Below are 26,726 nucleotides of genomic sequence, written 5' to 3'. Positions count from 1 at the left end.
TAAGTTTACAAAATACTACTTATTGACGCAACGAATCTAGAAAAACAAAACAAATAAAATCAGAAAAATTCAGCTCGGATATTAGATTTTTGAAAAACGAAGGTATCTTTTTGGCAAAACGATAGTACTTTTTGGGTAAAACGATAGTACTTTTTCATCGAAACGATGGTTATTTTTCATCGAAATCATCGCTATTTTTGAGTAAAATGATGGTAAAATTTACTTAAAACAATAGTATTTTCTGATAAAAAAGAACTATCAAAGCCATAACTCTCTGATTATCTTTTACTTATAATGACATAGAAAAACAATCCTATAATTTGCATATTTGAGAGGAAATCAAGCCACGTTTCCAAATAACGCAAATAGAGACAACTGAAATGATAATATATTATTACAGAACAACTCATTACGTTTGAGCTAGAAACTACTAACCATTTCGGCAAATACAACACTACAATACACGATTTAATCGAGATTACTCACTCTGTTAGTAATCCATTTAATTTGTTTGTTCTCCTTTTTTTTATTATCTTTGCAACATCAAATTAGCTAATTGAGTATGGGATTATTTGGATTATTTAGCAAGAAGAAGAAAGAAACACTAGATAAAGGACTTGAGAAGACAAAGCAAAATGTTTTCTCGAAGCTAGCGCGTGCCGTTGCAGGAAAGTCGAAAGTGGATGATGAAGTACTAGATAATCTGGAGGAAATTCTAGTTTCTTCAGATGTTGGTGTGGACACAACGATTAAAATCATCCATCGAATCGAAGATCGTGTAGCAAGAGATAAATACGTTTCTACTAGCGAATTGAATGAAATTCTGAAAGGAGAGATTACGGAATTACTGACAGAAAATAATTCTGGAGATTCGGTAGAATGGACTTTACCCGAGGAAACACATCCGTATGTTATTCTTGTTGTTGGAGTAAATGGTGTCGGAAAAACGACAACCATAGGTAAACTTGCTTATCAATTTAAACAAGCTGGCAAGAAAGTTTATCTCGGTGCGGCTGATACATTCCGTGCGGCGGCTGTAGAACAGATTCAGATATGGGGCGACCGCGTTGGAGTTCCTGTTATTAAACAGCAGATGGGAGCCGATCCTGCAAGTGTTGCCTTTGATACTTTGCAGAGCGCAAAGGCAAACGGTGCCGACGTTGTGATTATAGATACAGCTGGGCGATTGCATAATAAAGTAGGCTTGATGAATGAGCTAAAGAAGATTAAGGACGTAATGAAGAAGGTTGTCCCTGAAGCACCTCATGAAGTTTTGCTAGTTCTTGATGGAAGTACGGGGCAAAATGCCTTTGAGCAGGCTCGTCAGTTCGCTGCTGTTACACAGATAACATCCCTCGCAATTACCAAATTAGACGGAACGGCTAAGGGAGGCGTTGTGATAGGTATTAGTGATCAGTTAAAGGTTCCTGTTAAATATATCGGTTTGGGCGAAGGAATGGAAGATTTGCAACTCTTTGATAAGACCCAATTTGTTGATAGTCTATTCAAATAGTAATAGGCTTTGCTATATTCGAATGAAAAAAAATCAAATAGATATTGTGACCATGGGCTGCTCAAAGAATCTTGTTGATTCTGAGATTATCATGAAGCAGTTTGAAGAAAATGGTTATCATTGTACACACGATGCAGAACGTCCGCAGGGTGAAATTGCGGTCATTAATACTTGTGGATTTATCGAATCTGCAAAAGAAGAGAGCATAAATACCATACTAGAATTTATTAATCGCAAGAAGAATGGTCAGCTCAATCGCCTTTACGTTATGGGATGTCTCTCACAACGTTACAAAGATGAATTGGAAGCAGAATTGCCCGAAGTAGATAAATTCTATGGTAAGTTTAATTATAAGCAGTTATTGACGGATTTAGGAAAGGCAAGTATCCCCTCTTGTGATGGAACTCGCCACCTAACAACTCCACGCCATTATGCTTATGTGAAGATAGCGGAGGGCTGTGATCGTCATTGTGCTTATTGCGCAATTCCTTTAATAACGGGCAAACATCATTCTCGTCCTATAGATGAAATATTGAATGAGGTGAAGGAACTTGTTAAACAAGGGGTAAAAGAGTTCCAGATTATAGAGCAGGAACTTACTTATTATGGGGTGGATCTTGATGGAAAGCACCATATTACAGAGCTTATATCACGGATGGCAGATATAGAAGGTGTGCAATGGATCCGACTTCATTACGCTTATCCTAATCAGTTCCCACTTGATTTATTGGATGTCATTGCAAAGAAAGATAATGTTTGTAAGTATCTTGATATTGCATTCCAGCATATTTCGGACAATATGCTTACTCGCATGCACCGTCATGTAACCAAGCAAGAAACCATTAATCTTATCCAAGAGATTCGACGCCGAGTACCTGGTATTCACTTACGTACAACATTACTTGTTGGTTTCCCTGGTGAGACAGAAGAAGATTTCAAGGAATTAAAAGAGTTTGTTACTGAAGCTCGCTTTGAACGCATGGGAGCTTTTGCTTATTCAGAGGAAGAAGGAACTTATAGTGCCACACATTATAAGGATGATGTACCAGAAGAAGTGAAGCAACAACGATTGGATGAACTGATGGCAATCCAACAAGGAATATCAGAAGAACTAGAAGCGGAGAAGGTTGGCAAAGTCTTTAAAGTGATTGTTGATCGTAAAGAAGGCGAATATTATATAGGACGAACGGAATATTGTTCTCCAGAAGTGGATCCAGAGGTGTTGATTCCAGCATCTAAAAAGCTGTTGAATATTGGGGAATTCTATAATGTTCGTGTTACAGATTCTGATGAATTTGATTTATTTGGTGAAGTTGTTGAATAAAGATTTATAATCCAATTTTAAGTTTTCTTCTTTGGATTCTAAAAAGATATATTGAATGAATAATAAAGAGTTCATAGCAGAACTAGCATCAAGGACAGGGCATACACAAGACGAGAGTCAGAAAATGGTAAAGACTGTTATTGATCAGATGACAAAATCATTTGAAACAGGCGATGTAGTACCTGTTTCTGGCTTTGGAACGTTCGAGGTAAAGAAGCGTTTAGAGCGTGTAATGGTAAATCCTTCAACAGGCTTACGAATGTTAGTACCCCCTAAATTGGTGTTAAACTTCAAGCCTGCAGCAACAATCAAAGGTCAAGTAAGAAAGGGAGGAACAGAGAATGGCTAGAACTGTTATACAAATTATTGCTAGTGCATTGGCTAAGCAATATAATCTCTCTGCTGCTGATAGCTCTGCATTCATTGATAGTTTCTTTGCAATTATCAGTGAAGAACTCAAAAAGGGTAATCAAGTTAAGATTAAAAGTCTAGGAACTTTCAAGGTTCAACGTGTTAAACCACGTGAGAGCGTCAATGTGAATACAGGAGAACGTGTCTTGATTGAAGGACATGATAAGATTTCTTTCACTCCCGATGCCGCAATGAAAGAATTGGTAAATAAGCCTTTCTCACAATTCGAAACTGTTGTTATTAATGATGGCGTAGATACAAAAGAACTGGAAAAGATTCCAACAGAGTCTAATGATAGGGAAATTGTGGAAGATTCTGTTAAATCAGAAACAATAGAAGAACCTGAAAAGACAATATCTTCTCCAGAAGAGTCTGCCCCAAAGGATGAAACAATAACAAAGAATGAGGAACAACTCAAAGAGATTCCTAAAGTTGTTGAAGAGGAGGAATATCCAAAGGATGAAAAGAAAGAAGAAGTTGGAGAGTCATCAAATGCGGAAAAAATAGATTCTAAAGAGGAAGCTATAGTAGAAGAACCAACTAATAATCCTAATTCAAAGGTAGAAAGATTAGAAAAAGATGAGCCCCGTCAAGAAGAAACTATAGTTGAACATCCAAAGACTGAAGTCAAAAAGATCAAAGAGACTCCGAAAGAAGAGCCACAAGATTCGGATATAGAAAGTTATGTCGATAACAAAGAGAATGGCATCTTGAAATTGGTAGCCGTTATCGCTGTTATTGTTATTATTTGCTTAGGAGTGTTCCTATGGATAAAGTCAGGCGGTATTAATTTATCGAAATCTACTAATGAAGTTGCCACAAAGCAAGTGGAATCTCCAAAGAAAAAGGTCGATAATGGTGTAAAAGTCATTCAGGAAGATAATAAGAAAGATACCACTATAATAAAGAAAATAGAAAAAAGAGACGATTCGTATGCCGAAATGAATAATGATGCCCGCATTCGTTATGGTGCTTATAATATTATTGGTGTAGATCGTGTCATTGTATTACGGAAAGGACAAACGATGGCAAGTATTAGTCGTAAGACTTTAGGCGCGGATATGATTGGCTATTTCCAAGTGCTTAATGGTTGCAATTCTATGGAAGCAGGTGATACTTTGAAAGTACCTAAGGTAGAATTAAGACCAGAATATAGGAAGAAATAACGCACAGATATACAATTTTAACTATATAATCTTGTAATTATTGCAAAAAACTTATATCTTTGTGCTCGATAATTTATAAATAAAGATTTTTAATATTATAAGCATTATGAAAAAGTATGAATGTGAGACCTGCGGTTATATCTATGACCCTGAGGTTGGTGATCCAGATAGCGGTATAGCACCAGGAACAGCTTTTGAGGATATTCCTGATGATTGGGTATGCCCACTTTGTGGCGTAGGTAAAGATGACTTTTCTCCAGTAGAGGAATAATTATATACGCAAGTATAACATCATAAAGTCTGCTCATGATAATTGGGCAGACTTTTCTTTTTTAAATATCCCAGTGGAATATAAATTCTACGATAGAAGGTAATCAAGAAAAATATATTATCTTTGCATACCATAATATTAGAAATGCTTTGATATGATAGATGTAAGAGTAAAAGATAACGATATTCGTAAAGCTGTAGAAGAAGGTATGGATAGTTTTATCCAGGTATTTATTGATGCCATTAATACAGCTATTGGCGGACAATTGACACAAGATAATATGGCTCAATTGAATGCTGACCAAATTACGTTGTTAGGTTGGAGTTATCTACATCGAGAAGTAATGGAAGGTGGATATATTCAATTAATATATAATGGTTATGGTGCCTTTATCTTTAAGAATCCATTTGCCGTTGCTATGCGTAATTGGGGAATTAGGGAGCTTTATACACATATTAAGCATGCAAAGAAGTTCTATGATAAAAATCACGAAGAGATAGAGAAAGTTGTCTCTGATGATGATTTTATGGCTTTGTATGAGCAGATGCCAGAGTTCGATGAGTTTGATGATGAATTTATTGTCAATGAGGAGCACTGGTGTGAGATGATAGCGGCTTATATTGATGACCATATAGATAATTTTGTAAAGGTAGAGCAATGAACAAAGAGCAACAAGATAGAAGAAAGAAATCACCAGTCCAGATAAGAAACAAGAAAGCTTCATTTGAATATTTCTTTGTAGACACATTCACTGCAGGTATTGTTCTGACAGGAACGGAGATAAAATCTATTCGTGCAGGGAAAGCATCGTTAGTAGATTCCTTTTGTTATATAAATAAAGGTGAGATGTGGGTTCAGGGAATGAATATATCTCCTTATTTCTATGGATCTTATGCTAACCATGAAGCTAAACGTCCTCGCAAACTATTACTAACACGTAAAGAAATACGTAATCTTGAGGCTGAGTCAAAGACACCAGGTTTCACGATTATCCCAACACTGATATTCATTGATGAAAATGGACGTGCAAAGGTTGATATTGCTTTGGCAAAGGGAAAGAAAGAATACGATAAGCGACAGACATTGAAAGAAAAGGAAGACCGACGAGAAATGGATCGGGCAAAGAAACATTATTAGTAAAGACAATTCATGACGATAAGGGATAGCATAAAGGAAAGAATATTGATATTAGATGGTGCTATGGGTACCATGATTCAAGGATACAAACTAACGGAGATGGATTTCCGTGGTAACCTTGAACTTCTACAAATGCTCAATTATCAGGGTAACAATGATATGTTGAACCTTACACGCCCTGATATTATAGAGGATATTCATCGCCGTTATTTAAAGGCTGGAGCAGATATTATTTCAACTAACACTTTTTCTGCTCAACGCATATCACAAGCTGATTATCACATGGAGGATTTCTCTTATGATATTGCCTTGCTAGGAGCTAAACTTGCACGTAAATGCGCTGATGAATATTCGACAACCAATAAGCCTCGCTTTGTCGCTGGAAGTATAGGTCCAACGAATAAAACTTGTTCAATGTCGCCAGATGTTAGTGATCCTGCTAAGCGTGACCTTACATACGATACTCTCTTCCATGCCTACAGCGAACAAGTTGAGGCAATGATAAAAGGTGGTATTGATGCTATTCTGATAGAAACTATCTTTGACACCTTAAATGCTAAGGTCGCCATTGATGCTTCGTTATCAGAAATGAGAAAGATGGGCATTGATTTACCAATTATGCTTTCAGTTACAATTACAGACTTATCTGGTCGAACATTAAGTGGGCAAACACTTGAGGCTTTCCTTGCTTCTATCTCATCTTATCCTATCTTCTCTGTTGGTTTAAATTGTTCGTTTGGAGCAGAACAAATGCGCCCTTATATAAAGGAATTAGCATCTAAGGCACCTTATTATATAAGTATTTATCCCAATGCTGGTTTACCGAATTCAATGGGAGAATATGATGAGACTGCTGAGGTTATGGTTCCACAGATACAAACTTATGTTGACGAAGGACTCGTTAATATCATTGGAGGATGTTGTGGAACTACAGATGAATTCATTGCTGGCTACACAAAGATTGTTAAAGACCAGTTGCCCCATGTTCCTACTCCTGTCTCCAAAGAGATGATTCTATCAGGATTGGAGCAGTTCCGACTTACTCCAGAGATAACCTTTGTCAATGTCGGCGAAAGATGTAATGTTGCTGGTAGTCGTAAGTTCTTGCGACTTATCAAAGAACATAATTATGAGGAAGCTCTAACAATAGCTCGCAAGCAGGTTGATGATGGTGCATTAGTGCTCGATATCAATATGGATGATGGTTTGTTGGAAGCGAAAGACGAGATGGTTCATTTCGTCAACATGATTTCATCAGAACCAGAGATTGCTCGTGTCCCATTAATGATCGACTCCTCTGATTGGGATGTTGTTGTTGCTGCATTAAAATGTGTACAAGGTAAATCTATCGTAAATTCTATCTCTCTGAAAGAAGGTGAAGAAACCTTTATACGTCATGCGAAGGATGTTTTGCGTTATGGAGCTGCCGTTGTTGTAATGTGCTTCGATGAAGAAGGACAGGCAACTAGCTTTGAACGTCGCATAGAGATTGCGAGTAGAGCTTATAAAATTCTTACAGAGCAAGTAGGAATACAGGCAAAGGATATCATCTTTGATCCAAATATCCTCGCTATCTGCACTGGAATGAAAGAGCATAATAATTATGCTGTTGAATTTATTCGTGCAACAGAATGGATAAAGAAGAACTTACCTGGTGCTCACATCAGTGGAGGAGTAAGCAACCTATCATTTAGTTTCCGTGGTAATAATTATATCCGTGAGGCTATGCACGCCGTATTCTTATATCATGCCATTCAAGTTGGTATGGACTTTGGAATTGTAAACCCTGCGACAAAGATTACCTATGCAGACATTCCACAAGATGAGCTAAAGATTATCGAAGATGTTGTACTTGATAGAGAAGAAGGGGCAGACGAGAAACTAATAGAACTTGCTAACAGGATTCTAGCTCAAAAGGATATTCTTAAACAAAATGGCAAGGAATCTAACCAACAAGAGGAATGGCGTAATAGTTCTTTAGAAGACAGATTAGTATATGCTCTTCGCAAGGGTATTTCAAATTATCTGAATGATGATATCCACGAAGCATTAGAGAAGTATCCTAATGCTGTCAGCATTATTGAAGGACCATTAATGCGTGGCATGAATGAGGTGGGAGATTTATTTGGTGCAGGTAAAATGTTCCTACCCCAAGTAGTTAAGACTGCTCGAACAATGAAGGACGCAGTAGCTATTCTTCAACCTTATATAGAGAAGGAGAAGGTCGGTGGGAAAGCTACTGCTGGTAAGGTTCTTTTAGCAACAGTTAAGGGTGATGTTCACGATATTGGCAAAAACATAGTTGGAGTTGTTATGGCTTGTAACAATTATGAAGTGATTGACATGGGCGTGATGGTTCCAGCTGACAAGATTATAAAGAAAGCAAAGGAAGAATGTGTTGATTTGATAGGGCTTTCTGGACTAATAACTCCAAGTTTGCATGAGATGGTCAATGATGTCATCGCTTTTAAAGAAGCAGGTCTACATATCCCCGTCATGGTGGGTGGGGCTACTACTTCAAAGTTACATGTTGCATTAAAGATAGCACCTTTATACGATGCTCCTGTAGTTTGGGTAAAGGATGCTTCTGTGAATCCTTCAATAGCAGCGTCTTTGCTCAATGAGGCAGAACGCCCAGCATTTTGCGAGGAATTAAATAAGAGCTATGAAGAATTGCGTGCTAATTATAAAGAACAACAACAGAAGATCCTTTCTTTAGAAAAAGCTAGAGAGAACAAGTTAAACCTCTTTGATTAAAGAGATAAAGTGAAGAGGGCATATTGTTCTAATTCCACTATCCCTGGTGAACTAGATAGTAGGTTGCTTGCAAAGATTAAACACTATTGACAAAGGGTGTTAAACACTTACGATGAAGAGTGTTTAACACCCTTACTTATTAGTGTTAAACACTCTTGATCCTCGTTATTCCTCAAACAAAATTGAGTTCTATTATGAGATACCCTCGGTCCTATACTTAGGGTACCTCAGTATTATACTTAGGGTACCTCAGTCCTATACCGAGGTGTTTGATCCCAATAAGTTATCACGATTAGATAACCTTAAACTTGGCAAATTTAAGAAGTAGTTGCTTTCTACCTGCATTACGAAAGTCAACTGTGGCTTTGGCATTCTCGCCTTTCCCTTCAAGACTAACTATCTCCCCTACTCCAAAACGCTGATGCTCTATTGTTGCTCCAACGCTTAGAGATGTAGCATTACTATTTCCTGTAGAAGGCATTGTACGACCACCATTCGTCATAGCTGAAGATAACCTTGCAAAATTTCCGCCCTCAGCAAGTAACCTCTGCTTAGTACGTGCAGACAATGGATCAACAGTTACTTCAGGACGTTTGCGTTCTGTTATCTTCGGTTTAGGATCTGCTCTAAACTGACTGGCGACTGGATTAGAGTTTTGATATCGAGAACCTAATTGATGATACTCTTGTCCCCAAGGTCGACTACCCGTATAGGCTTTATTAGGCTCGTATTCACGGAAGTTATCATTCGAACGAGTTCTCCAATTACTACTAAAGCCCTCATTACTATCCTCATCCCAAGGTAATCTGCGACGATTCTCTCCCAATAACCCTGAAGCACTATCCTCCACATGAAGTAACGAAGCATCAATGTCCCTCAAGAATCGACTAGGAGAATCAATTTGCATCGTTCCAAAGCGAAATCTATTCTTTGCATTTGTCAAAATACAATGACGCTCTGCACGTGTAATTGCAACATAAAGAAGGCGACGTTCTTCCTCAAGTCCTCGTTTTGAGTCAGATGACATTGGACTAGGAAATATGTTTTCTTCCAATCCAACAACAAAGACCGTTGGAAACTCCAATCCCTTTGCTGCATGAATTGTCATTAATGTTACTTTCGGCGCATTATCATCCTCTTTGTCTGCATCAGTATAGAGTGCAACCTCCTGTAAGTAATCCGTCAAATAAACATTCTCTTCTCTCCCCTCTTCACGATTAGTATCAACAAAACCTTGCAAAGCAGACATGAACTCTGCTAAGTTCTCTCTACGTGCCAAGTCTTCTGGCTCACTCCCTAACATCAAGTCAGCCTTTATACCGCTTTCTTCTATAATCTTACAACCGAGCGTATAAGCATCTGTTTGTGCAACATCCTTAATAAATTCGCTGATCAATGCTCTAAAGGTAAAGAGCTTGGTCATCGTACCTTTATTCACATTCAGCCCATGAGTAACGGTGTCCATGATGGTTTCCCATAATGAAACTCCATTTAGCTGTGCACAATCAATAATCTTCTTTACTGTCGCATCTCCAATACCACGTGTTGGATAATTAATGATGCGCCTGAATGCTTCTTCGTCATTAGGATTAGTCACTAATCGGAAATAAGCAATGATGTCTTTAATCTCTTTGCGTTGATAAAAAGAGAGTCCACCTATAATCTTATAAGGAATACCCTGACTACGGAACTCATCCTCAAAGGCGCGGCTCTGTGCATTTGTACGATAAAGGATGGCAAAGTTGCTGTAATCACAATCATCCATGTGCTTAATACGCTTCAGTTCTTTTGCAACTACCATTGCCTCTTCACGATCACTGTAACAAGGTTTGTACAATACCTTATCTCCTTCATCTTCTTTTGAATAGACATTCTTGGGGATTTGGCGTTCGTTATGCTTCATCAACGAATTAGCAGCTTGTACGATAAGTTGAGTTGAACGATAATTACGCTCTAACTTAAAGAGCTTAGCCTCATCAAACTTATTCTTAAAGTCGAGGATATTATCAATATTTGCACCACGGAAGGAATAAATACTCTGATAATCATCTCCAACCACACAGACACGTCTATGTATCTCTGCCAACTGACTAATAATACTCACCTGAGCATAGTTTGTGTCTTGGTACTCATCAACTAAAATGTATTCAAACTGCTTTCCATACTTATTCCTAACTTCTTGATGATCTCGGAAGAGGATATAAGTATAAAGTAGGATATCATCAAAGTCCATTGCATTAGCCTGTCTACACCTAGCTTCATACGCCTTGTAAATCATACTAATAGCAGGCATCTTTGCACTTCTATCTCGTTCTATTGCAGCACGGTCTTCAGCATATTCAGAGGCAGTTATCAGATGATTCTTTGCATTGGATATCACATTATGTACCGTCGCTGGTTTATAAATCTTATCATTGAGATCCAATGCTTTGATAATATTCTTTAGCAATGAACGGGAGTCTGCTTCATCATAAATGGTAAAGTTACCATTGAAACCAATCACCTCCCCTTCTCTTCGAAGGATTCGAGCAAAGATAGAGTGGAACGTACCCATATATAGCTGTCGAGCTTCCCCTAAAGATGTGACTTGTGCTATACGTTCTTTCATTTCTCTTGCTGCCTTATTGGTAAAAGTTAGCGCAAGAATATTCCAAGGCTTCAGCCCTCTACCCAGTAGGTAAGCAATCTTATAAGTTAGAACTCTTGTCTTCCCCGACCCAGCACCAGCAATGACTAAAGAAGGTCCAGTGCAATATTCTACGGCTTCACGCTGACTAGTATTTAATGTAGCAAGGATTTGTTCCTCTCTCTCTTGATCTGTCATTTATAACTATATGATGTGATATAAAGTAACTCTAAGTAAATAAACAATTACAACCTTCACCCTTAAAAGCCTAATGTTCTTCAGGGAAAGCAGGGATGAAAGTCATTTGATGCTCTATCTGCTTAACTCGCTTCAGCATATAAGGTCCAGGATTCTTTGAAGAGAACCGACGAGGATTAGGCAACGTTGCTGCTATCAACGCACAATCACGACGATTTAATTGCATTGCCTCCATACCGAAGTTCTGTTCTGCACAAGCCTGCACTCCATATATACCATCACCCATCTCAATAGAATTTAGATAAACTTCCATAATACGCTGTTTACCCCAAAGTGTCTCTATCAAGAAAGTGAAATAAACCTCAAGTCCCTTTCTTAACCACGAACGTCCTTGCCATAAGAACACATTCTTAGCTGTTTGTTGTGAGATCGTTGAGCCACCCCGTAACTTCTTTCCCTTTTTAAGGTGCTCTTCTGCCGCCTGCTCAATAGCTTGATAATCGAAACCATGGTGTGTCAAGAAACGCTGATCTTCGCTAGCCATCACTGCAACAGGCATTGACTTAGGCATTTCGTCTAAAGATATCCAATGATGATAGAGTTTTATAGATTCTCCCTTGCCCATTTGTTCAAAGCAACGTCCAATCATCAGAGGTGTGAAATAAACAGGAATGAATCGATAAGCAACAACCATCAATATGGAGGATATGAAAGCCAATGCAAATACCCAACGTATTATCTTAAAAATCTTCTTAACCATAAACTTGCGTTTTAATGTCTGCAAAGTTACTAAATCTTCTTTGATTGAGAGAATGAAAGAAGAAAAGAAGATTCTTCCCCTTGAGTGCTTTATACTTTTTGCAGAAGGGTTAGTAGTATTTACCCAAAAGCTTAGGAGTTTTTCCCAAAAGCTTAAGAGCTTTCTTCAAAAAGCTTAAGAGCTTTTCGCAAATAGCTTAGGAGTTTTTCCTAGATTGCTTTGCACGTACAAGTTCATCAACGAAGAAGCCGTAAGGTAACTAACGAAAGTAGTTATCTTACGGCTAATATTCTTCTATTGATTCACCTTATTTAATAAGGCTAACGGAACGTTTCAAGAACTTGTCTAATGCAGCTCCCTGAAGCATACCATTCTGAAGCAATGCCAAATCAATGAGTTGATGAACAACCTCATTATCTTTTGCGCAAGCCTCGATAACGGTCTTCTTCTTATCTTGCAATTCAGAGATAGACTTTTGCGTATTCTGTACATCGTCCTTCTCCTCCTGTGTCAATTCTTCAGCCTTCTTCTTGCTCTGAGCCTGTTGTAAAGCTGCAAGTCGTGCCTTCTGTCCCTTCAACTCACTAGCGATAGGCTCTAACTCCTTGGTTGTCCCTTCTGTTACCTCATTCAATACCCTCTTAATAAGTGGATGATCGGCATTCAATACAAAGTTATAAGCATCTGGCATTTGTGCATAGAAGCCCATTCCTTGCTGGAACTGACTCATCTCCTTCATACGGCGCATATACTCGTTCTGTGTAATGAGCACCGGTTGGAAACTCTCACCCAGAGCCTGCACCTCTATATTGAACTCTGCCTTTTGTATCTTAGGCATCTGCGAACGGAAAGTCTCTGACAGATTGTCAGTCTCTTCTTCTGACAAATTATTCTTAGGTGCGTCTTCCTTCTGAATGATTCTATCAATAATATCTGAGTCAACACGAACGTAGCGTGTCTTCTCTAGTTTCTGTTCGAGCATTGACAACATTGGTACATCTAGCTGTCCACTTGCGTCAATAATGCTATATCCCTTTTGTTTTGCAGCCTCGATATAGGTGTACTGCTCTTCTTTATTAGTTGTATAAAGATTGACAAGCACTCCTTCTTTGTCTGTTTGATTATCTTTTACGAGAGTCTTGTACTCGTCTAACGTAAAGTATTTGCCTTCTGTATCTTTGATAAGCGCAAAGTCTTTTGCACGATCATAGAAATCAGCTTCTGACAACATACCATAGTTTATAAAGAGCTTCAAGTCGTCCCATTTCTTTTCATATTCCTTACGGTCTTCCTTGAAAATGCTTTGCAATCTGTCTGCTACCTTCTTGGTAATATAAGACGCAATCTTCTTAACGTTTGAATCGCTCTGTAAGTAACTGCGACTGACGTTCAAAGGAATGTCTGGTGAATCAATCACACCATGTAACAATGTCAAGAACTCTGGTACTATTCCTTCCACCTGATCAGTAACGAAGACTTGATTGCAATAAAGTTGAATCTTGTTACGCTGTAACTCAATGTTATTTTTAATGCGTGGGAAGTAAAGAATACCCGTGAGATTGAATGGATAATCAACATTTAAGTGAATCCAGAACAATGGTTCATCGTTCATTGGGAAGAGCGTCTGATAGAACTTCTTATAGTCCTCATCCTTTAGGCTGGATGGAGCTTTAACCCACAATGGTTCCACATCGTTAATAATGTTATCCTCATCCGTCTCAACACTCTTACCATCCTTCCACTCTGTTTTCTTACCAAAGGCAACAGGAACAGCCATGAACTTGCAATACTTATTCAGTAACTCCTCAATCTTAGACTTCTGTAAGAACTCTTTGCAATCATCATCGATGTAGAGAACAATATCACTTCCTCTGTCCGCCTTATCTGCGTCCTCAAGTGTATATTCTGGACTGCCATCGCAACTCCACTTTACAGCCTTACTACCCTCACGATAGCTCTTAGTAATGATTTCTACTTTCTTAGCTACCATGAATGAAGAATAGAAACCAAGTCCGAAGTGACCAATGATGGCTTCTGCCTTATCTTGATACTTCTCCAAGAAGTCGTTTACACCAGAGAAGGCTATCTGGTTAATATATTTCTCAATCTCTTCTGCAGTCATACCAATACCACGGTCACTGATGGTTAGTGTTCCTGCTTTCTCGTCCAAGGTGATACGAACGGTCAAATCGCCCAACTCACCCTTAAAGTCGCCTGTTGCTGCAAGTGTCTTCAACTTCTGCGTTGCATCTACAGCATTAGAGACCATCTCACGTAAGAAGATGTCATGATCTGAGTATAAGAACTTTTTGATAACGGGGAAGATGTTCTCTGTCGTAACCCCAATATTTCCTTTTTGCATAGTTATATTTATTATAATTTTATATTCACGCCGACTAAATTACAAATACCATGCCATAACAGGAAATGAAACTGATTGATAGTTCTTCGATATACTAAACGAAGAAGAGACTTCCCTCGCAAGGAGGAAAGTCTCTTCTGTATCTAAAGGAAGCCTTACCTTATTTATATTCTAACGACTTCCTTCACACCTTTTATCGTACGTAACTTCTTCATCAGAATGTTCAGCTTAGAGTTATCGTCTAGCATAACAATTAGGTTGCCAGAGAACAATCCGTCATGTGAATCAATATTGATTGAACGCATAACGACTTTCTCATCTTTTGAGATAACATTCGTAATGTTACTTACAATACCTATGTCATCATTACCTATGATTCGTAAGGTGATAGCGTATTGTGACGTTCCCTTCCCACTCCATCGAGCTTTCACAACACGATAGCCGAAGCGTTTACGCATTTCTGGTGCATTGGGGCAATCGCAACGATGAATCTTAATACCGCCATTAACTGTCACGAATCCAAAGACTGAGTCACCATAGATGGGATGGCAACACTTAGCAAGAGAGAAGTCTAACCCTTTGAGGTTTTTATCAATAACTAAAACGTCATCATTCTTCTTCAGAATGTCTGGCGTTGGGTTCTCATACTCAAAGTTCTTTGCACTCTCTGCCTCACGTGGTTGGTTAAGGTTATGAAGATGATTATATATCTTCTGATATTCATCAATGACATAGTTAGGATCTAATTTACCATCAGCTATTTGTTGGTAAAATTCAGAACCTTCCTTAAACCCGAGCTTACGAATAAGGTGCCCCATTGAGGCTTCATCCACATCTATCTTCTTGTTCTTGAATCGACGTTCCAGCAACTCCTTTGCATAGAGTTTATCGTTAGCTTGTGTTTCTTTCAACGCAAGACGAATCTTGGATTTAGCACGTGATGACTTGCAGACCTTCAACCACTCTTGTCGTGGTTTCTGTGTAGACGAAGTAAGAATCTCTACCATATCACCACTATGGAGTTCCGTACGGAAGGACACGTTCTTACCATTAATCTTTCCTCCAACGCACTGGTTACCCACACGTGAATGAATGTGATAAGCGAAGTCGAGCACCGTTGCACCCTTAGGGAACTTCAATAAGTCACCTTTCGGTGTAAAGACATATATCTCTTTGTCATAAAGATCAGATTTAAACTGATCCATGACTTCTAAATTATCTCCTGCTTCAAGGGCTGAACGTATAGAGGCTAGCCAGTCATCCATACCGCCCTCCGCCTTTACACCTTTATAACGCCAGTGAGCTGCTAAACCATGTTCGGCAATCTCATCCATACGCTCGGTACGTATTTGTACTTCAACCCACTTCTTCTCTGGACCTAGCACTGTGATGTGCAAACACTCATAGCCATTTGACTTTGGTACTGAAAGCCAATCTCTTAATCGCTTTGGATTAGGCTGATACATGTCGGTGACTATTGAATAAGCCTGCCAACATTGCATCTTCTCTTTGTCTTCTGGTGAGTCGAGGATAATGCGAATAGCAAAGAGATCATAGATACCCTCAAAGCCACATTTCTGTTTCTTCATCTTTTGCCAGATGGAGTGAATGGACTTTGTACGACCCTTTATATGGAACTTCAATCCTGCTGCTTTCAGATGTTCGCTGACAGGAGTAATGAACCGACTAATGTAAGCATCACGAGCCGTCTTAGTAGCATTAAGTTTATCTTTAATCAGATAGTAAGCATCATGCTCTAAGTACTTTAAAGATAAGTCCTCTAGCTCGCTCTTTAGCTGATAGAGTCCTAGCTTATGTGCTAATGGGGCATATAGATAACTTGCCTCTTCTGACACCTTCTGCCTTGCCTCCGTATTCTCAACGTCTCGTATCTGACGCATGAGGTTAACTCGGTCGGCAATCATGATTAGAATTACACGCATATCCTCGGCAAAGGATAGCAACAGATTGCGGAAATTCTCACTCTCTATGATTGGTGTTCTTTGATAAAGAGTCTGTATATGAATTAAACCATGAATGATTCTAGAAACCCCTTCACCAAAAAGTTTATTTACATCTTCTAATGACAGATTATCATCCTGCACACTTTGATAAAGTAGAATGGCAATGACAGAGTCACGTTTAAGTCCAATGTCCCTTACGGCAATAATGGCTGTTTGTATAGAGCAAAGTATCGGGTTCAAACCAAATACATTGCGTTGAATCTTATTATTAATAACAGATTCATCAAGATGTTTACGCAACTTTGGAAGGTCACTTTCTGCAAATAATGGCTCAAGAAGTCCCTTCAATTCTTCTAGTAATTGGTCGGATAAGAGTCTCTCTTCTTCCGTATAAATGAATTTATCCTCCATAAGCATACCCATTATAGTTCGCAGACAAAGGTACAAGAAAAATGACACTTAAAGGAATAAAACTAGTAATTACTTGCTTGTTTACAAATTAATTCGTTATTTTTGCAATTACAAAACAATCTTTTTAAAACTTTATCGAATATGATGAACCCAACTGACCTAAGACAGATTACTAGTAAAGGAATAAGTGAAGAACAAATCAATAGACAGCTTGAAGAGTTTAAATTAGGATTCCCCTATTTAAAATTAGAAGCTGCTGCAACACCAACCAAAGGTATCGTTTTGATGAGTAGTGAAGAACAAGAGAAGGTATGTAATAGCTGGAAGACTTATCAAAGTGGAAATCATAGAGTTGTGAAGTTTGTACCTGCTTCGGGAGCTGCTAGTCGTATGTTTAAAGATCTGTTTGCTTTCCTTAATGGTGTAAACCAGGAGCCTGCAAATGACTTCGAAAGGGAGTTCTTTGACAATATACATGATTTTGCTTTCTTCAATGAGTTGAATCAGAAGTGTGAGCAGAATGAAGGGAAGAGCGTAGATGAAATAATGAAAGATGGGGACTATAAACTAATCGTTGACACCTTATTAAATATAAGAGGTTTAAACTATGGGCAACTCCCCAAAGGTCTACTCTCTTTCCACAAGTATGACGATGGAGTACGCACACCAATTGAGGAACACTTAGTGGAGGCTGCACTTTATGCTGCTAGTAACAAGCAAGCATACGTACACTTCACGATCTCGCATGAACATCTGGAACTCTTTAAACAAAAGGTAACAGAGAAGATTGCACAATATGAAGCTAAATACGATGTTAAACTGAATGTCTCTTATTCGGAACAGAAACCTAGTACAGACACGATAGCTGTAAATCCAGACAACAGTCCTTTCCGCAACGATGATGGTTCTTTGCTCTTCCGTCCGGGCGGGCATGGCGCATTGATAGAGAACTTAAACGACCTCGAGGCTGATATTGTTTTCATAAAGAACATTGACAATGTAGTTCCTGATCGATTGAAGAAAGAAACAATCGATTGGAAGATGGTAATTGCAGGAAAACTCGTGGAACTACAGAAACAAACATTCGATTACTTACACCTGTTGGATAAGGGCTGTTATACACGTACTGAGCTAGAGGAAATACTAAGTTTCTTACAGCATAATTTATTCTGTGAGAGTTCTGAAGCAAATACATTAGACGACAATGCACTTGCACAATATCTCTATGATAAGTTGAACCGACCAATGCGTGTATGTGGAATGGTTAAGAACGTGGGAGAACCAGGTGGTGGACCTTTCTTAGCTTATAACCATGATGGGACAATTAGTTTGCAGATTCTTGAAAGCTCACAGATTGATAAGAGCAATAAGGATTATGTGAAGATGTTTACCGATGGAACGCACTTCAATCCTGTGGATATTGTTTGTGCCATCAAGAACTATAAAGGCGAGCCATTTGATTTAACAAAGCATGTTGATAAGTCAACGGGATTCATTAGTTCCAAGTCTAAGAACGGACGTGAACTGAAAGCTTTAGAGTTGCCTGGACTTTGGAATGGAGCCATGAGCGACTGGAATACTATCTTCGTTGAAGTTCCACTTATCACTTTCAACCCCGTTAAAACAGTAAACGATTTACTGCGTGAACAGCATCAATAAGGACTTAAAAGTTAATGTCTAAAAATCTTATCAATAAAACAACTATCCAGTAATTGATGGGACAACCATAGAAATAGTAATTAGGCTATAATCAACTAGAGATTATAGCCTTTTTTCTTGTCACTTTTAAAGTTTTTTATACGCTAAGTTAAACAACACTTGTACTTTAAGTTAAACGACACTTGTACTTTAAGTTAAACATCAATTATACTTTAAGTTAAACATCAATCGTACTTTAAGTTAGAGCTTCCTCTTTACTTATATCAGTGTAAGAGCTGAGAATCAATAAGGTTTGATTTCTACCCTTTTTATAATTTTCATTGATGACTAAGGCAAAAAATGATGTCTTTTCTTGTAGGAGTCAAATAATTATTATACCTTTGCAAGCACAAAAAAGACACATTACTGATGTTTCTCTTTAAGAAACACAACAAATCAAAGATATAATTTCCTACATATATTATATATGTTAAGCAAAGAAGAACTATTAGAGAAAGATGTTTCTGAGCTTGAAACTATTGCTCAGAAGTCTGGTGCAGTATATAATCAAGGCGACGACAAGGATAAGTTGGTTTATGCTATTCTTGACCGTCAGGCTGAAGAGCTTAGTACTGCACGACCATCGGAGTCAAAGCGGAAGCGCACAAGAATAACGCGGAAGGATACCGACAGGGTATATTCTGTGCATGGCGATGAAGGGGAGAACTTCGATGTTAAGAAGAATAAGCCTACAGGAGAAGCACAACCTTCACTCTTTAAAGAGGAAGTAGCACCTAAAAAAGCAAGTGAAACCGAGAAAACACCAGAGGAGATTCTAGCCTCAATGCCTAAGCATAGAGGTAGAAAGTCTAAAGCTGAACTCGAAGCTATCGCTGCCGCTGAAGCAGCACTCAAAGCCAAAGAAGAGGCTAAGAAGATGGAAACAAAAAGTCAGGAGGAGACAAAACCTATAGTTGAAGAAACTATACCAGAAGCTATGGAAGATAATTTTATTCCTGAAGACCATTTCGCAAGCATGCCAGTTAAAGAGGATGCCGAGAATAAGGAGGAACTCTTAGCTCGTTTACAAGAAAAGGTCAATGCACATAATAATACAGAAGTAGTCCCTGAAGGGGTTTGGGCTGGTGATCCAGGTGATGGAACAGACTTTATACCTATAGTTGACCTCCCTATAGAGGATCAAGGTGCGGTACCAAACTACGATATGTTTGACCAGCCTACTATGCCAACTCAGACACCTTCTACACCTGCAATGTATGATGCACCAGTGGTTAGTAATGAGGAGGCTTATGACTTCACTAACATTATCAAGGCAAATGGAGTATTAGAAGTTATGCCTGATGGTTATGGCTTCTTACGTTCAAGTGATTATAATTACCTTTCTTCTCCAGATGATGTTTATGTCTCAAACAATCAGATTAAACAATATGGTTTAAAGACAGGTGATGTCGTTGAATGCTTTGTTCGTCCCCCACGCGCAGGAGAGAAATACTTCCCATTGACAAGTATTGAGATGATCAATGGTAGGAAACCAGCTGAGGTACGTGATCGTATTCCATTTGAGCACCTTACACCATTATTCCCAGAAGAGAAGTTCTCTCTCTGTAATGATCCAAAAACTACAAATCTCTCTACACGTATAGTTGACCTCTTCTCCCCTATTGGTAAGGGACAGCGTGCACTGATTGTTGCACAGCCAAAGACTGGTAAAACTATCTTGATGAAGGACATTGCTAATGCTATTGCAGCAAATCATCCCGAGGCTTACTTGATGATGCTATTAATAGACGAACGTCCTGAAGAGGTTACCGATATGGCACGAACAGTAAATGCGGAAGTGATTGCCTCAACTTTCGATGAACCAGCAGAACGTCATGTGAAGATTGCTGGTATTGTTCTAGAGAAGGCGAAACGTATGGTTGAGTGTGGGCATGATGTGGTAATTTTCCTCGATTCTATCACACGTTTAGCACGTGCTTACAATACAGTTGCACCGGCGTCGGGTAAGGTTCTTACTGGTGGTGTCGACGCAAACGCATTGCAGAAACCTAAGCGTTTCTTTGGTGCTGCACGTAATATAGAAGGTGGTGGATCGTTGACTATTATAGCAACAGCTTTGATTGATACTGGTTCTAAGATGGACGAGGTTATCTTTGAAGAATTTAAGGGTACGGGTAACATGGAGTTACAACTCGATCGCAGTTTGAGCAACAAGCGAATATTCCCAGCTGTCAACCTTGTAGCTTCTAGCACTCGTCGTGATGACCTCTTGCAAGACCGCACAACACTTGATAGAATGTGGATCCTCCGTAAGTACATTGCTGATATGAATCCTATCGAGGCTATGAACTCTATTCATGATCGTATGGCTCGAACAAAGGATAACGAGGAGTTCCTTCTTTCTATGAATGATTAAAAACATTATTCATATTAGTCTAGCACAATAAACGCTATAAATAAAGGTAGTGCCAATCAACATAGCCTTCTCCTGTAAGTTGCTATTTTGATTGGCACTCTTTCTATCATGATTCGTGGAATAAACTATCTCACCAATCTATAAGTATTCGTTCTTTCCTTACTTTTATAATTAGAAGTATATTAAAGGACAATTAGTAAAAAGATTGTAGACTGAATTGTATCAAGATTATTGAGATAGTAAAGTTATCGTATTGGGCTACTTTAAATATAATAAAAGAAGTCAGTTGAAACCTTCTTCAACTGACTTCTATTCTATTATAAATAAGTAACAATCAAGAAACCCCGATTGATTCTTAGTTATCAATTACTTACCCATTCCCTTATAAGCTTGATTCATACCTTTTACAACCTCGTTTGTAATGTTGTAAGCAGGATCAGCATATAGGATATTGTCTCCGCTCTTTGCAAGGATAATAGCATACTTCTTATCCTTATTGTATTCTTTCAAGTAATTGTGAACACTATCAGAGAGAGCCTTATTGTACTTAGCAACCTCACTCTGATATTCAGCACCCAAACGCTGTTGAAGAGCATCAGCATCCTGAGCTTGCTTCTGAATACTTGCTTGAATCTGTTGAGCCTGAGCCTGAGTGTACTTATTAGCCTGAGCATTCTGTTGGAAGTTAAGAGCAGCAGTTTGAATAGCCTTCTGCTTTCCAGCTAATGTACGTTGAATGTTAGCTTCTTTAGCCTTTATAATCTTAGTTACATCTTTCCAATAAGTATATTGACTCATGATAGAATCTATTTCTACATAAGCAATCTTCTGTGCCCCAGAGGTTGATACACTTGCAGTTGTACCTGACTGTGTCTCTGTTGTATCGTTCTTCTGTGGCTGGTTGTTACACGCAACAAAAGCGAATGTTGTCATTGCCAGCATTGCAATACTACAAAATGTTTTCTTCATTATTGTATGTTTAAATGATTATTTTAATAAGCTTTGTTCTTTGCGCGAGCTTCTTTGTCTTGATCTATTACACATCTAATACCTTTCTCCTTTAAGTAGGCATTGTCTGATATGTGTTGTGACTGGAAACTCCCATTCTTCTTTAGCATAACACGCACTCCTAAGAGCAACATGGCAATAGCAATTATTAACAATGAGTATAATAATGTTCCGAGCATTTTCTTTATCTTTGCATTGTTTATCGGCGCAAAGGTAATATAAAAGAGCAAGATAACAAAATAAAATATTATTAAATATGGCGAATATAGAATTAAAACCCGCTCGAGTATTCGAGCAGTTTGCGAAAATTAATCAGATACCACGTCCTTCAAAGCACGAAGAGCAAATGATTAAGTATTTACAAGAGTTTGCGAAAGCACGTAACCTCGATGTTAAGGTAGATAAGACGGGGAATGTACTTATCTCTAAGGCTGCTACGAAGGGTATGGAGCATGTGCCTACTGTTGTTCTTCAAAGTCACATGGATATGGTTTGTGACAAACTTGTTGACGTTGAGTTTGACTTCCATAAAGATGCAATTCAAACTTATGTTGATGGTGAATGGTTGCATGCAAAAGGTACAACTTTAGGTGCTGACGATGGTATTGGTGTTGCGCTAGAGTTAGCTATCCTTGACTCGAATGATATTAAACATGGACCTATCGAGTGCCTCTTTACTCGCGACGAGGAGACTGGTTTAACAGGTGCCTTCGGCTTAGAAGCTAACTTCATGACTGGGAAGTACCTTATCAACTTAGACTCTGAAGACGAAGGTCAGATCTTTGTTAGCTGTGCTGGTGGTAATAGCACAACGGCTACATTCAGTTTTGATCGTGAGCAAGCTCCAGAGGACTACTTCTTTATGGAAGCTAGTTTGAAAGGGTTAGTCGGCGGTCATTCTGGTGATGACATTAACAAGAAGCGTGCGAATGCAATCAAAGTCCTTGCACGTTTCCTTTATATGGAACAAAACAAATTAGATCTACGTTTGAGTCAGTGGAACTCGGGTAAGATGCATAATGCAATCCCTCGTGATGGTAAAATACTCTTTGCTGTCCCAGCAAACCATAAGGATGAGGTGAAAGCTGATTGGAACATCTTTAGCAAGAACGTTGAAGATGAATTTCACGTAACAGATACCTCGATGGAATGGTCACTTCAAAGTGCTGATGCGGCATTGGTTATGCCTAAACAGGTTTCTCACAATGCCATCCTTGCTCTTCAAGCTCTTGATAATGGTCCATTGACAAATTGTCAAGATGAGGCTTTAGCCTATATGGTGGAAACATCAAGCAATGTTGCTAGCATCCAGACTTCAGAAGACAAGCTCATCATCGTTAGTTCACAACGCTCTAACGTTATGAGTAACCTTGAGAACATGACGAACACTGTTCGTGCTTGCTTCGAATTAGCTGGAGCCGAAGTTGTTGTAAACGACAGTTACCCTGCATGGAAAATGAATCCTAATTCCGAGTTAGTAAATGTCGCCGTTGAACAGTATAAGAAACTCTTCGGGAAAGAGCCACGTGTCCTCGGTATCCACGCAGGATTAGAGTGCGGTCTATTCTCAGAGAAGTATCCAGAGCTTGACATGATTAGCTTTGGACCAACATTACGATATGTCCACACACCAGATGAATGTTTGCTTATTCCAACTGTTCAAATGGTTTGGGATCATCTCTTAGCCGTTCTTGAGAACATCGATTAAGGTTTTTTCTTTATCCTTCATCTGATATCAATCCTATCAAGATAAAGGTATAAAATCATAAGTCACCCTACTTACAGCATATTCAGAATGCTAAGTATGGTGACTTTTTTAGATAACTATAAGTGCGTTGCGATTTATTCATTTCAATGGAAAATACAATACTTTAAAGTAGCTTTCATCTCTCATTTCACTCTCTATGAAACACAAAGTGAAACAGCATTCAACCTTTAACTTAAAGTACGATTGACCTTTAACTTAAAGTACAAACGTCGTTTAACTTAAAGTACAAGCCTCGTTTAACTTAAAGTATGAACGACCTTTAAACAGCACCAACAATCGGGTGCTAATACCTATTTAATTCGCTCTGCATTCTTCCTAGCAAAGTCCTTCCAAGAGGAGTAGTGTTGGGCATCAGTTATAGGGCGACTCATTTGCAAAAAGTGGCAATAAGCAGCAGCAACAGCATCGGTAGCATCCATAAAGTGTGGCATTTGATCATCACGTAGGTGAAGGAGTTTCTGTAACATACCTGCAACTTGTTCCTTGGATGCAGAACCATTGCCCGTGATTGCCATTTTAATCTTTAAAGGAGCATACTCTTGTATTGGAATGTCACGATGAATAGCGGCGGCAATCGCTACACCTTGAGCGCGCCCAAGCTTTAGCATTGATTGTACATTCTTGCCAAAGAAGGGAGCCTCAATAGCTAGTTCGTCAGGAAGGTACTCTGCTATAATACCAGAAACACGATCGAATATTTTACCTAAGCGTAGATAGACATCTTTCTCTTTGCGCATATCTATTACACCCATAACAACGAGTTCCGCCTTATTGCCACGAACACGTAAAACTCCATAGCCCATGACATTAGTACCTGGATCAATCCCTAAGAGAATCTTTTCTGGCGTAACACTTTTCTTTTGCATTCGATCGTCTGCTAATTATCTGTCCATATATGGGTTATGAGCAAGTTCAAACCCGATAGAAGTTCGTGGTCCATGCCCCGGATAGACAATCGTCTTATCTGGTAATTGTGCAAGTTCACGCAGACTACTAATTATTTGAAACATGCTCCCCCCTGGGAAGTCCGTTCGACCTATACTTCCTTTAAAGAGTGTATCGCCAGTAAACAATACATTCTCCTCCGCACAATAGAACGATACAGAGCCAGGTGAGTGACCAGGTGTACGAATGATTTTAAAGGTATGCGAACCAAACTTAACTTCCTCATTTTCGGTAAGTTTCAAATTACCTGCAGGAAGGTCTATATTCAAATCCATCCCTAACATTTGCAAGGCTGCTTCTCTCGGGTGTTGCATGAGCACCTTATCCCCTTCAGCAACTTCTGGTTGTAAGTTGAATGCAGATAGAATTGCAGCATCACCAAAATGATGATCTAAATGTCCGTGTGTACCAAGATTATGAACAGGCTTTAAGCCTTCATCATTTATATACGCAATGACAGCATTCTGTTCTGTTTCAGTAAGTGCACCGCAATCAATGATGACACATTCCTTTGTCTCATCATTGATGACATAACAATTCTCATGTAGAGGATTAACCTCAAAGGCCTGGATTCTTAGCATTTCTTTGGATGTTAATTGTAAGATAAAGTCGTTTGAATAAGGTTACTATATGACTTATCCCGGTACATAAATAAGATATTTCCCTTTAAACCATTCCTCATCAAACCATTGTGAAATCTCTGTCTTCTCCACAATATTCTTATAAGGTTTCAACTCCTCTTCAAGGTTTCCTCCTTTAAGAACTATTACACCATTGGGCAGGACATTATGCTGATCACGAGCTATATTCTTTTTGACAATCTTCATTAAATCAGGAAGTGGCATAACGGCACGAGATACAATAAAATCGAACTTACCTTTCTCTTCCTCCCCTCTTAAATGTGCGGGAAGAACGTTAGTAAGTCCTATCGCAGAAGCAACTTCTTGTGCAACACGCACCTTCTTGCCAGTACCATCAATGAGTTTGAAATTAGCTTCAGGAAAGAGAATGGCAAGTGGAATACCAGGAAACCCTCCCCCTGTTCCAAAGTCTAACACATTAGTACCATCCCGAAAGTTTATAACCTTAGCTATTGCAAGAGAATGAAGAACATGATGCTCATAGAGATTATCAATGTCCTTACGAGAGATAACGTTTATCTTCGCATTCCATTCATGATACAAAGCATTAAGCGCATTAAACTGCTCCTCCTGTTCTGTAGTTAAACTAGGGAAGTATTTCTTTATAATATCAATCATTAGTTGTATTGTTATATGCTACGAAGAATACTCATCAACAGCACCCGTATCCTTCCTAATTATCGATTAGCGAAGGCAAAGTTACAAAAAGTTTTCGTAACTTTGCATTGTATAGAATATTAATAAGGAGAAAGAATGATAAAAGCTTGTTTGTTTGATTTAGATGGAGTTGTGTTTGAAACCGAGTCATTATATACCTCGTTTTGGAGTGAAATGAAGAAGGAATATTGCCCTGAAATAGCCGACTTTGAATATATCATTAAGGGGCAGACCTTAGTCCAAATCTATGATAAATATTTCGCTGGGGAGGAGAAGACACAACAAGAAATAACAAATAAGCTGAATGAGTTTGAACAGAGTATGCCTTTCAACTATGTTGACGGCTTTGAACCTTTCGTTAAAGCGCTTAGGTCGAAAGGGATAAAGACAGCTGTTGTTACAAGTTCCAATCGTGAGAAGATGCAAAATGTTTATCGTAAACATCCAGAGTTTCAATCCTATTTCGATGCAATCTTAACATCTGAAGACTTTGAAGAAAGCAAGCCTTCACCAGATTGTTATTTAAAGGCAGCAGCCCGCTTTGGAGTACAATCCAAGGAATGTGTTGTCTTTGAAGATAGCTTTAATGGATTGCGTTCTGGTGTAGCATCAGGTGCTTGTGTGATTGGCTTAGCTACAACGAATCCTATACATGAAATAAAGAAATACACGGATAAGGTTATCCGCAATTATATTGGTTTTACTTTGCCAAATAACTAAAAACAAGTACCT

The 26,726-nt window shown here is 38.7% G+C and carries 21 protein-coding genes; 12 read left to right on the top strand and 9 right to left on the bottom strand.

Features of this window, described 5'->3' with window-relative positions; all coding sequences use genetic code 11:
• Positions 1-562: 562 nt before the first annotated feature.
• The 8 genes from ftsY to metH all read left to right on the top strand — a co-directional run bounded on the left by ftsY (position 563) and on the right by metH (position 8,579).
• Positions 563-1,513, top strand: a complete 951-nt coding sequence (gene ftsY / locus HMPREF9969_RS01685; RefSeq protein ID WP_009434117.1) for a signal recognition particle-docking protein FtsY — start codon at positions 563-565, stop codon at positions 1,511-1,513.
• A 22-nt stretch (positions 1,514-1,535) separates the two neighbouring features.
• Complete coding sequence (gene rimO / locus HMPREF9969_RS01680) at positions 1,536-2,837, top strand: 30S ribosomal protein S12 methylthiotransferase RimO (RefSeq protein WP_036894603.1); 1,302 nt, start codon at positions 1,536-1,538, stop codon at positions 2,835-2,837.
• A 55-nt stretch (positions 2,838-2,892) separates the two neighbouring features.
• Positions 2,893-3,186 (top strand): HU family DNA-binding protein, encoded by a 294-nt coding sequence (locus tag HMPREF9969_RS01675; protein ID WP_009434090.1) that lies wholly within the window; start codon positions 2,893-2,895, stop codon positions 3,184-3,186.
• Complete coding sequence (locus tag HMPREF9969_RS01670) at positions 3,179-4,414, top strand: HU family DNA-binding protein (RefSeq protein WP_009434081.1); 1,236 nt, start codon at positions 3,179-3,181, stop codon at positions 4,412-4,414. Before HMPREF9969_RS01675 ends, HMPREF9969_RS01670 begins: the two co-directional genes overlap by 8 nt.
• Positions 4,415-4,520: 106 nt before the next feature.
• Positions 4,521-4,685, top strand: coding sequence for a rubredoxin (gene rd, locus HMPREF9969_RS12380; protein ID WP_009434060.1), 165 nt, complete (start codon positions 4,521-4,523; stop codon positions 4,683-4,685).
• Between the two features lie 154 nt (positions 4,686-4,839).
• Positions 4,840-5,346 (top strand): DMP19 family protein, encoded by a 507-nt coding sequence (locus HMPREF9969_RS01665; RefSeq protein WP_009434096.1) that lies wholly within the window; start codon positions 4,840-4,842, stop codon positions 5,344-5,346.
• On the top strand, positions 5,343-5,822 hold the full coding sequence (smpB, locus tag HMPREF9969_RS01660; protein WP_009434065.1) for an SsrA-binding protein SmpB: 480 nt from the start codon (positions 5,343-5,345) through the stop codon (positions 5,820-5,822). The genes HMPREF9969_RS01665 and smpB overlap by 4 nt, the downstream gene beginning before the upstream one ends.
• Before the next feature lie 12 nt (positions 5,823-5,834).
• Positions 5,835-8,579 (top strand): methionine synthase, encoded by a 2,745-nt coding sequence (gene metH / locus HMPREF9969_RS01655; RefSeq protein WP_009434045.1) that lies wholly within the window; start codon positions 5,835-5,837, stop codon positions 8,577-8,579.
• Positions 8,580-8,871: 292 nt separating this feature from the next.
• Here metH and HMPREF9969_RS01650 read toward each other — a convergent pair whose 3' ends face one another.
• From HMPREF9969_RS01650 to HMPREF9969_RS01635, 4 genes are all read right to left on the bottom strand, one after another.
• Positions 8,872-11,403, bottom strand: coding sequence for an ATP-dependent helicase (locus tag HMPREF9969_RS01650; protein WP_009434158.1), 2,532 nt, complete (start codon positions 11,401-11,403; stop codon positions 8,872-8,874).
• Between the two features lie 70 nt (positions 11,404-11,473).
• Positions 11,474-12,163: a monofunctional biosynthetic peptidoglycan transglycosylase gene (mtgA, locus tag HMPREF9969_RS01645; RefSeq protein WP_009434041.1), complete on the bottom strand. Its 690-nt coding sequence runs from the start codon at positions 12,161-12,163 to the stop codon at positions 11,474-11,476.
• Positions 12,164-12,470: 307 nt separating this feature from the next.
• Positions 12,471-14,525 (bottom strand): molecular chaperone HtpG, encoded by a 2,055-nt coding sequence (gene htpG, locus HMPREF9969_RS01640; RefSeq protein ID WP_009434200.1) that lies wholly within the window; start codon positions 14,523-14,525, stop codon positions 12,471-12,473.
• 164 nt (positions 14,526-14,689) lie between these two features.
• On the bottom strand, positions 14,690-16,900 hold the full coding sequence (locus HMPREF9969_RS01635) for a RelA/SpoT family protein (protein ID WP_036894653.1): 2,211 nt from the start codon (positions 16,898-16,900) through the stop codon (positions 14,690-14,692).
• 141 nt (positions 16,901-17,041) lie between these two features.
• On the opposite strand from HMPREF9969_RS01635, the gene HMPREF9969_RS01630 reads away from it, so the two are divergent.
• Positions 17,042-18,559: a DUF4301 family protein gene (locus HMPREF9969_RS01630; protein ID WP_009434211.1), complete on the top strand. Its 1,518-nt coding sequence runs from the start codon at positions 17,042-17,044 to the stop codon at positions 18,557-18,559.
• A 466-nt stretch (positions 18,560-19,025) separates the two neighbouring features.
• Positions 19,026-20,975 (top strand): transcription termination factor Rho, encoded by a 1,950-nt coding sequence (gene rho / locus HMPREF9969_RS01625; protein ID WP_009434215.1) that lies wholly within the window; start codon positions 19,026-19,028, stop codon positions 20,973-20,975.
• Between the two features lie 366 nt (positions 20,976-21,341).
• Here the strand turns inward: rho and HMPREF9969_RS01620 are convergent, their stop codons facing one another.
• The gene (locus HMPREF9969_RS01620) at positions 21,342-21,944 is read right to left on the bottom strand and encodes an OmpH family outer membrane protein (protein WP_009434085.1); all 603 of its coding nucleotides are present in this window, start codon (positions 21,942-21,944) and stop codon (positions 21,342-21,344) included.
• Positions 21,945-21,967: 23 nt separating this feature from the next.
• Positions 21,968-22,162 (bottom strand): hypothetical protein, encoded by a 195-nt coding sequence (locus HMPREF9969_RS01615; RefSeq protein ID WP_009434048.1) that lies wholly within the window; start codon positions 22,160-22,162, stop codon positions 21,968-21,970.
• Between the two features lie 77 nt (positions 22,163-22,239).
• Between HMPREF9969_RS01615 and HMPREF9969_RS01610 the strand changes: the two genes are divergently transcribed.
• Positions 22,240-23,691 carry an aminoacyl-histidine dipeptidase gene (locus HMPREF9969_RS01610; protein ID WP_009434118.1) on the top strand — a complete coding sequence of 484 codons (1,452 nt, stop codon included), beginning with the start codon at positions 22,240-22,242 and terminating at the stop codon, positions 23,689-23,691.
• Positions 23,692-24,041: 350 nt separating this feature from the next.
• Here the strand turns inward: HMPREF9969_RS01610 and ruvC are convergent, their stop codons facing one another.
• The 3 genes from ruvC to rsmG are packed head-to-tail and all read right to left on the bottom strand — an operon-like array spanning position 24,042 to position 25,955.
• On the bottom strand, positions 24,042-24,617 hold the full coding sequence (gene ruvC / locus HMPREF9969_RS01605) for a crossover junction endodeoxyribonuclease RuvC (RefSeq protein ID WP_009434230.1): 576 nt from the start codon (positions 24,615-24,617) through the stop codon (positions 24,042-24,044).
• A 15-nt stretch (positions 24,618-24,632) separates the two neighbouring features.
• A complete protein-coding gene (locus HMPREF9969_RS01600; RefSeq protein WP_009434043.1) occupies positions 24,633-25,277 on the bottom strand; it encodes an MBL fold metallo-hydrolase in 645 nt (214 codons plus the stop codon).
• Between the two features lie 54 nt (positions 25,278-25,331).
• Complete coding sequence (gene rsmG, locus HMPREF9969_RS01595; protein WP_009434190.1) at positions 25,332-25,955, bottom strand: 16S rRNA (guanine(527)-N(7))-methyltransferase RsmG; 624 nt, start codon at positions 25,953-25,955, stop codon at positions 25,332-25,334.
• 135 nt (positions 25,956-26,090) lie between these two features.
• On the opposite strand from rsmG, the gene HMPREF9969_RS01590 reads away from it, so the two are divergent.
• Complete coding sequence (locus HMPREF9969_RS01590; protein ID WP_009434063.1) at positions 26,091-26,714, top strand: HAD family hydrolase; 624 nt, start codon at positions 26,091-26,093, stop codon at positions 26,712-26,714.
• Positions 26,715-26,726: the final 12 nt, after the last annotated feature.

This window comes from Prevotella sp. oral taxon 306 str. F0472, from assembly GCF_000257925.1.
GTDB classification, from domain to species: Bacteria; Bacteroidota; Bacteroidia; order Bacteroidales; family Bacteroidaceae; genus Prevotella; species Prevotella vespertina.
Note: the sequence above shows the minus strand (reverse complement) of the source record. Positions and strands in the feature narration are given on the sequence as shown.

Coding starts and splice junctions, on each gene's coding strand:
- ftsY (WP_009434117.1), top strand. CDS start 563: ATGGGATTATTTGGATTATTTAGCAAGAAGAAGAAAGAAACACTAGAT.
- rimO (WP_036894603.1), top strand. CDS start 1,536: ATGAAAAAAAATCAAATAGATATTGTGACCATGGGCTGCTCAAAGAAT.
- HMPREF9969_RS01675 (WP_009434090.1), top strand. CDS start 2,893: ATGAATAATAAAGAGTTCATAGCAGAACTAGCATCAAGGACAGGGCAT.
- HMPREF9969_RS01670 (WP_009434081.1), top strand. CDS start 3,179: ATGGCTAGAACTGTTATACAAATTATTGCTAGTGCATTGGCTAAGCAA.
- rd (WP_009434060.1), top strand. CDS start 4,521: ATGAAAAAGTATGAATGTGAGACCTGCGGTTATATCTATGACCCTGAG.
- HMPREF9969_RS01665 (WP_009434096.1), top strand. CDS start 4,840: ATGATAGATGTAAGAGTAAAAGATAACGATATTCGTAAAGCTGTAGAA.
- smpB (WP_009434065.1), top strand. CDS start 5,343: ATGAACAAAGAGCAACAAGATAGAAGAAAGAAATCACCAGTCCAGATA.
- metH (WP_009434045.1), top strand. CDS start 5,835: ATGACGATAAGGGATAGCATAAAGGAAAGAATATTGATATTAGATGGT.
- HMPREF9969_RS01650 (WP_009434158.1), bottom strand. CDS start 11,403: ATGACAGATCAAGAGAGAGAGGAACAAATCCTTGCTACATTAAATACT.
- mtgA (WP_009434041.1), bottom strand. CDS start 12,163: ATGGTTAAGAAGATTTTTAAGATAATACGTTGGGTATTTGCATTGGCT.
- htpG (WP_009434200.1), bottom strand. CDS start 14,525: ATGCAAAAAGGAAATATTGGGGTTACGACAGAGAACATCTTCCCCGTT.
- HMPREF9969_RS01635 (WP_036894653.1), bottom strand. CDS start 16,900: ATGGAGGATAAATTCATTTATACGGAAGAAGAGAGACTCTTATCCGAC.
- HMPREF9969_RS01630 (WP_009434211.1), top strand. CDS start 17,042: ATGATGAACCCAACTGACCTAAGACAGATTACTAGTAAAGGAATAAGT.
- rho (WP_009434215.1), top strand. CDS start 19,026: ATGTTAAGCAAAGAAGAACTATTAGAGAAAGATGTTTCTGAGCTTGAA.
- HMPREF9969_RS01620 (WP_009434085.1), bottom strand. CDS start 21,944: ATGAAGAAAACATTTTGTAGTATTGCAATGCTGGCAATGACAACATTC.
- HMPREF9969_RS01615 (WP_009434048.1), bottom strand. CDS start 22,162: ATGCTCGGAACATTATTATACTCATTGTTAATAATTGCTATTGCCATG.
- HMPREF9969_RS01610 (WP_009434118.1), top strand. CDS start 22,240: ATGGCGAATATAGAATTAAAACCCGCTCGAGTATTCGAGCAGTTTGCG.
- ruvC (WP_009434230.1), bottom strand. CDS start 24,617: ATGCAAAAGAAAAGTGTTACGCCAGAAAAGATTCTCTTAGGGATTGAT.
- HMPREF9969_RS01600 (WP_009434043.1), bottom strand. CDS start 25,277: ATGCTAAGAATCCAGGCCTTTGAGGTTAATCCTCTACATGAGAATTGT.
- rsmG (WP_009434190.1), bottom strand. CDS start 25,955: ATGATTGATATTATAAAGAAATACTTCCCTAGTTTAACTACAGAACAG.
- HMPREF9969_RS01590 (WP_009434063.1), top strand. CDS start 26,091: ATGATAAAAGCTTGTTTGTTTGATTTAGATGGAGTTGTGTTTGAAACC.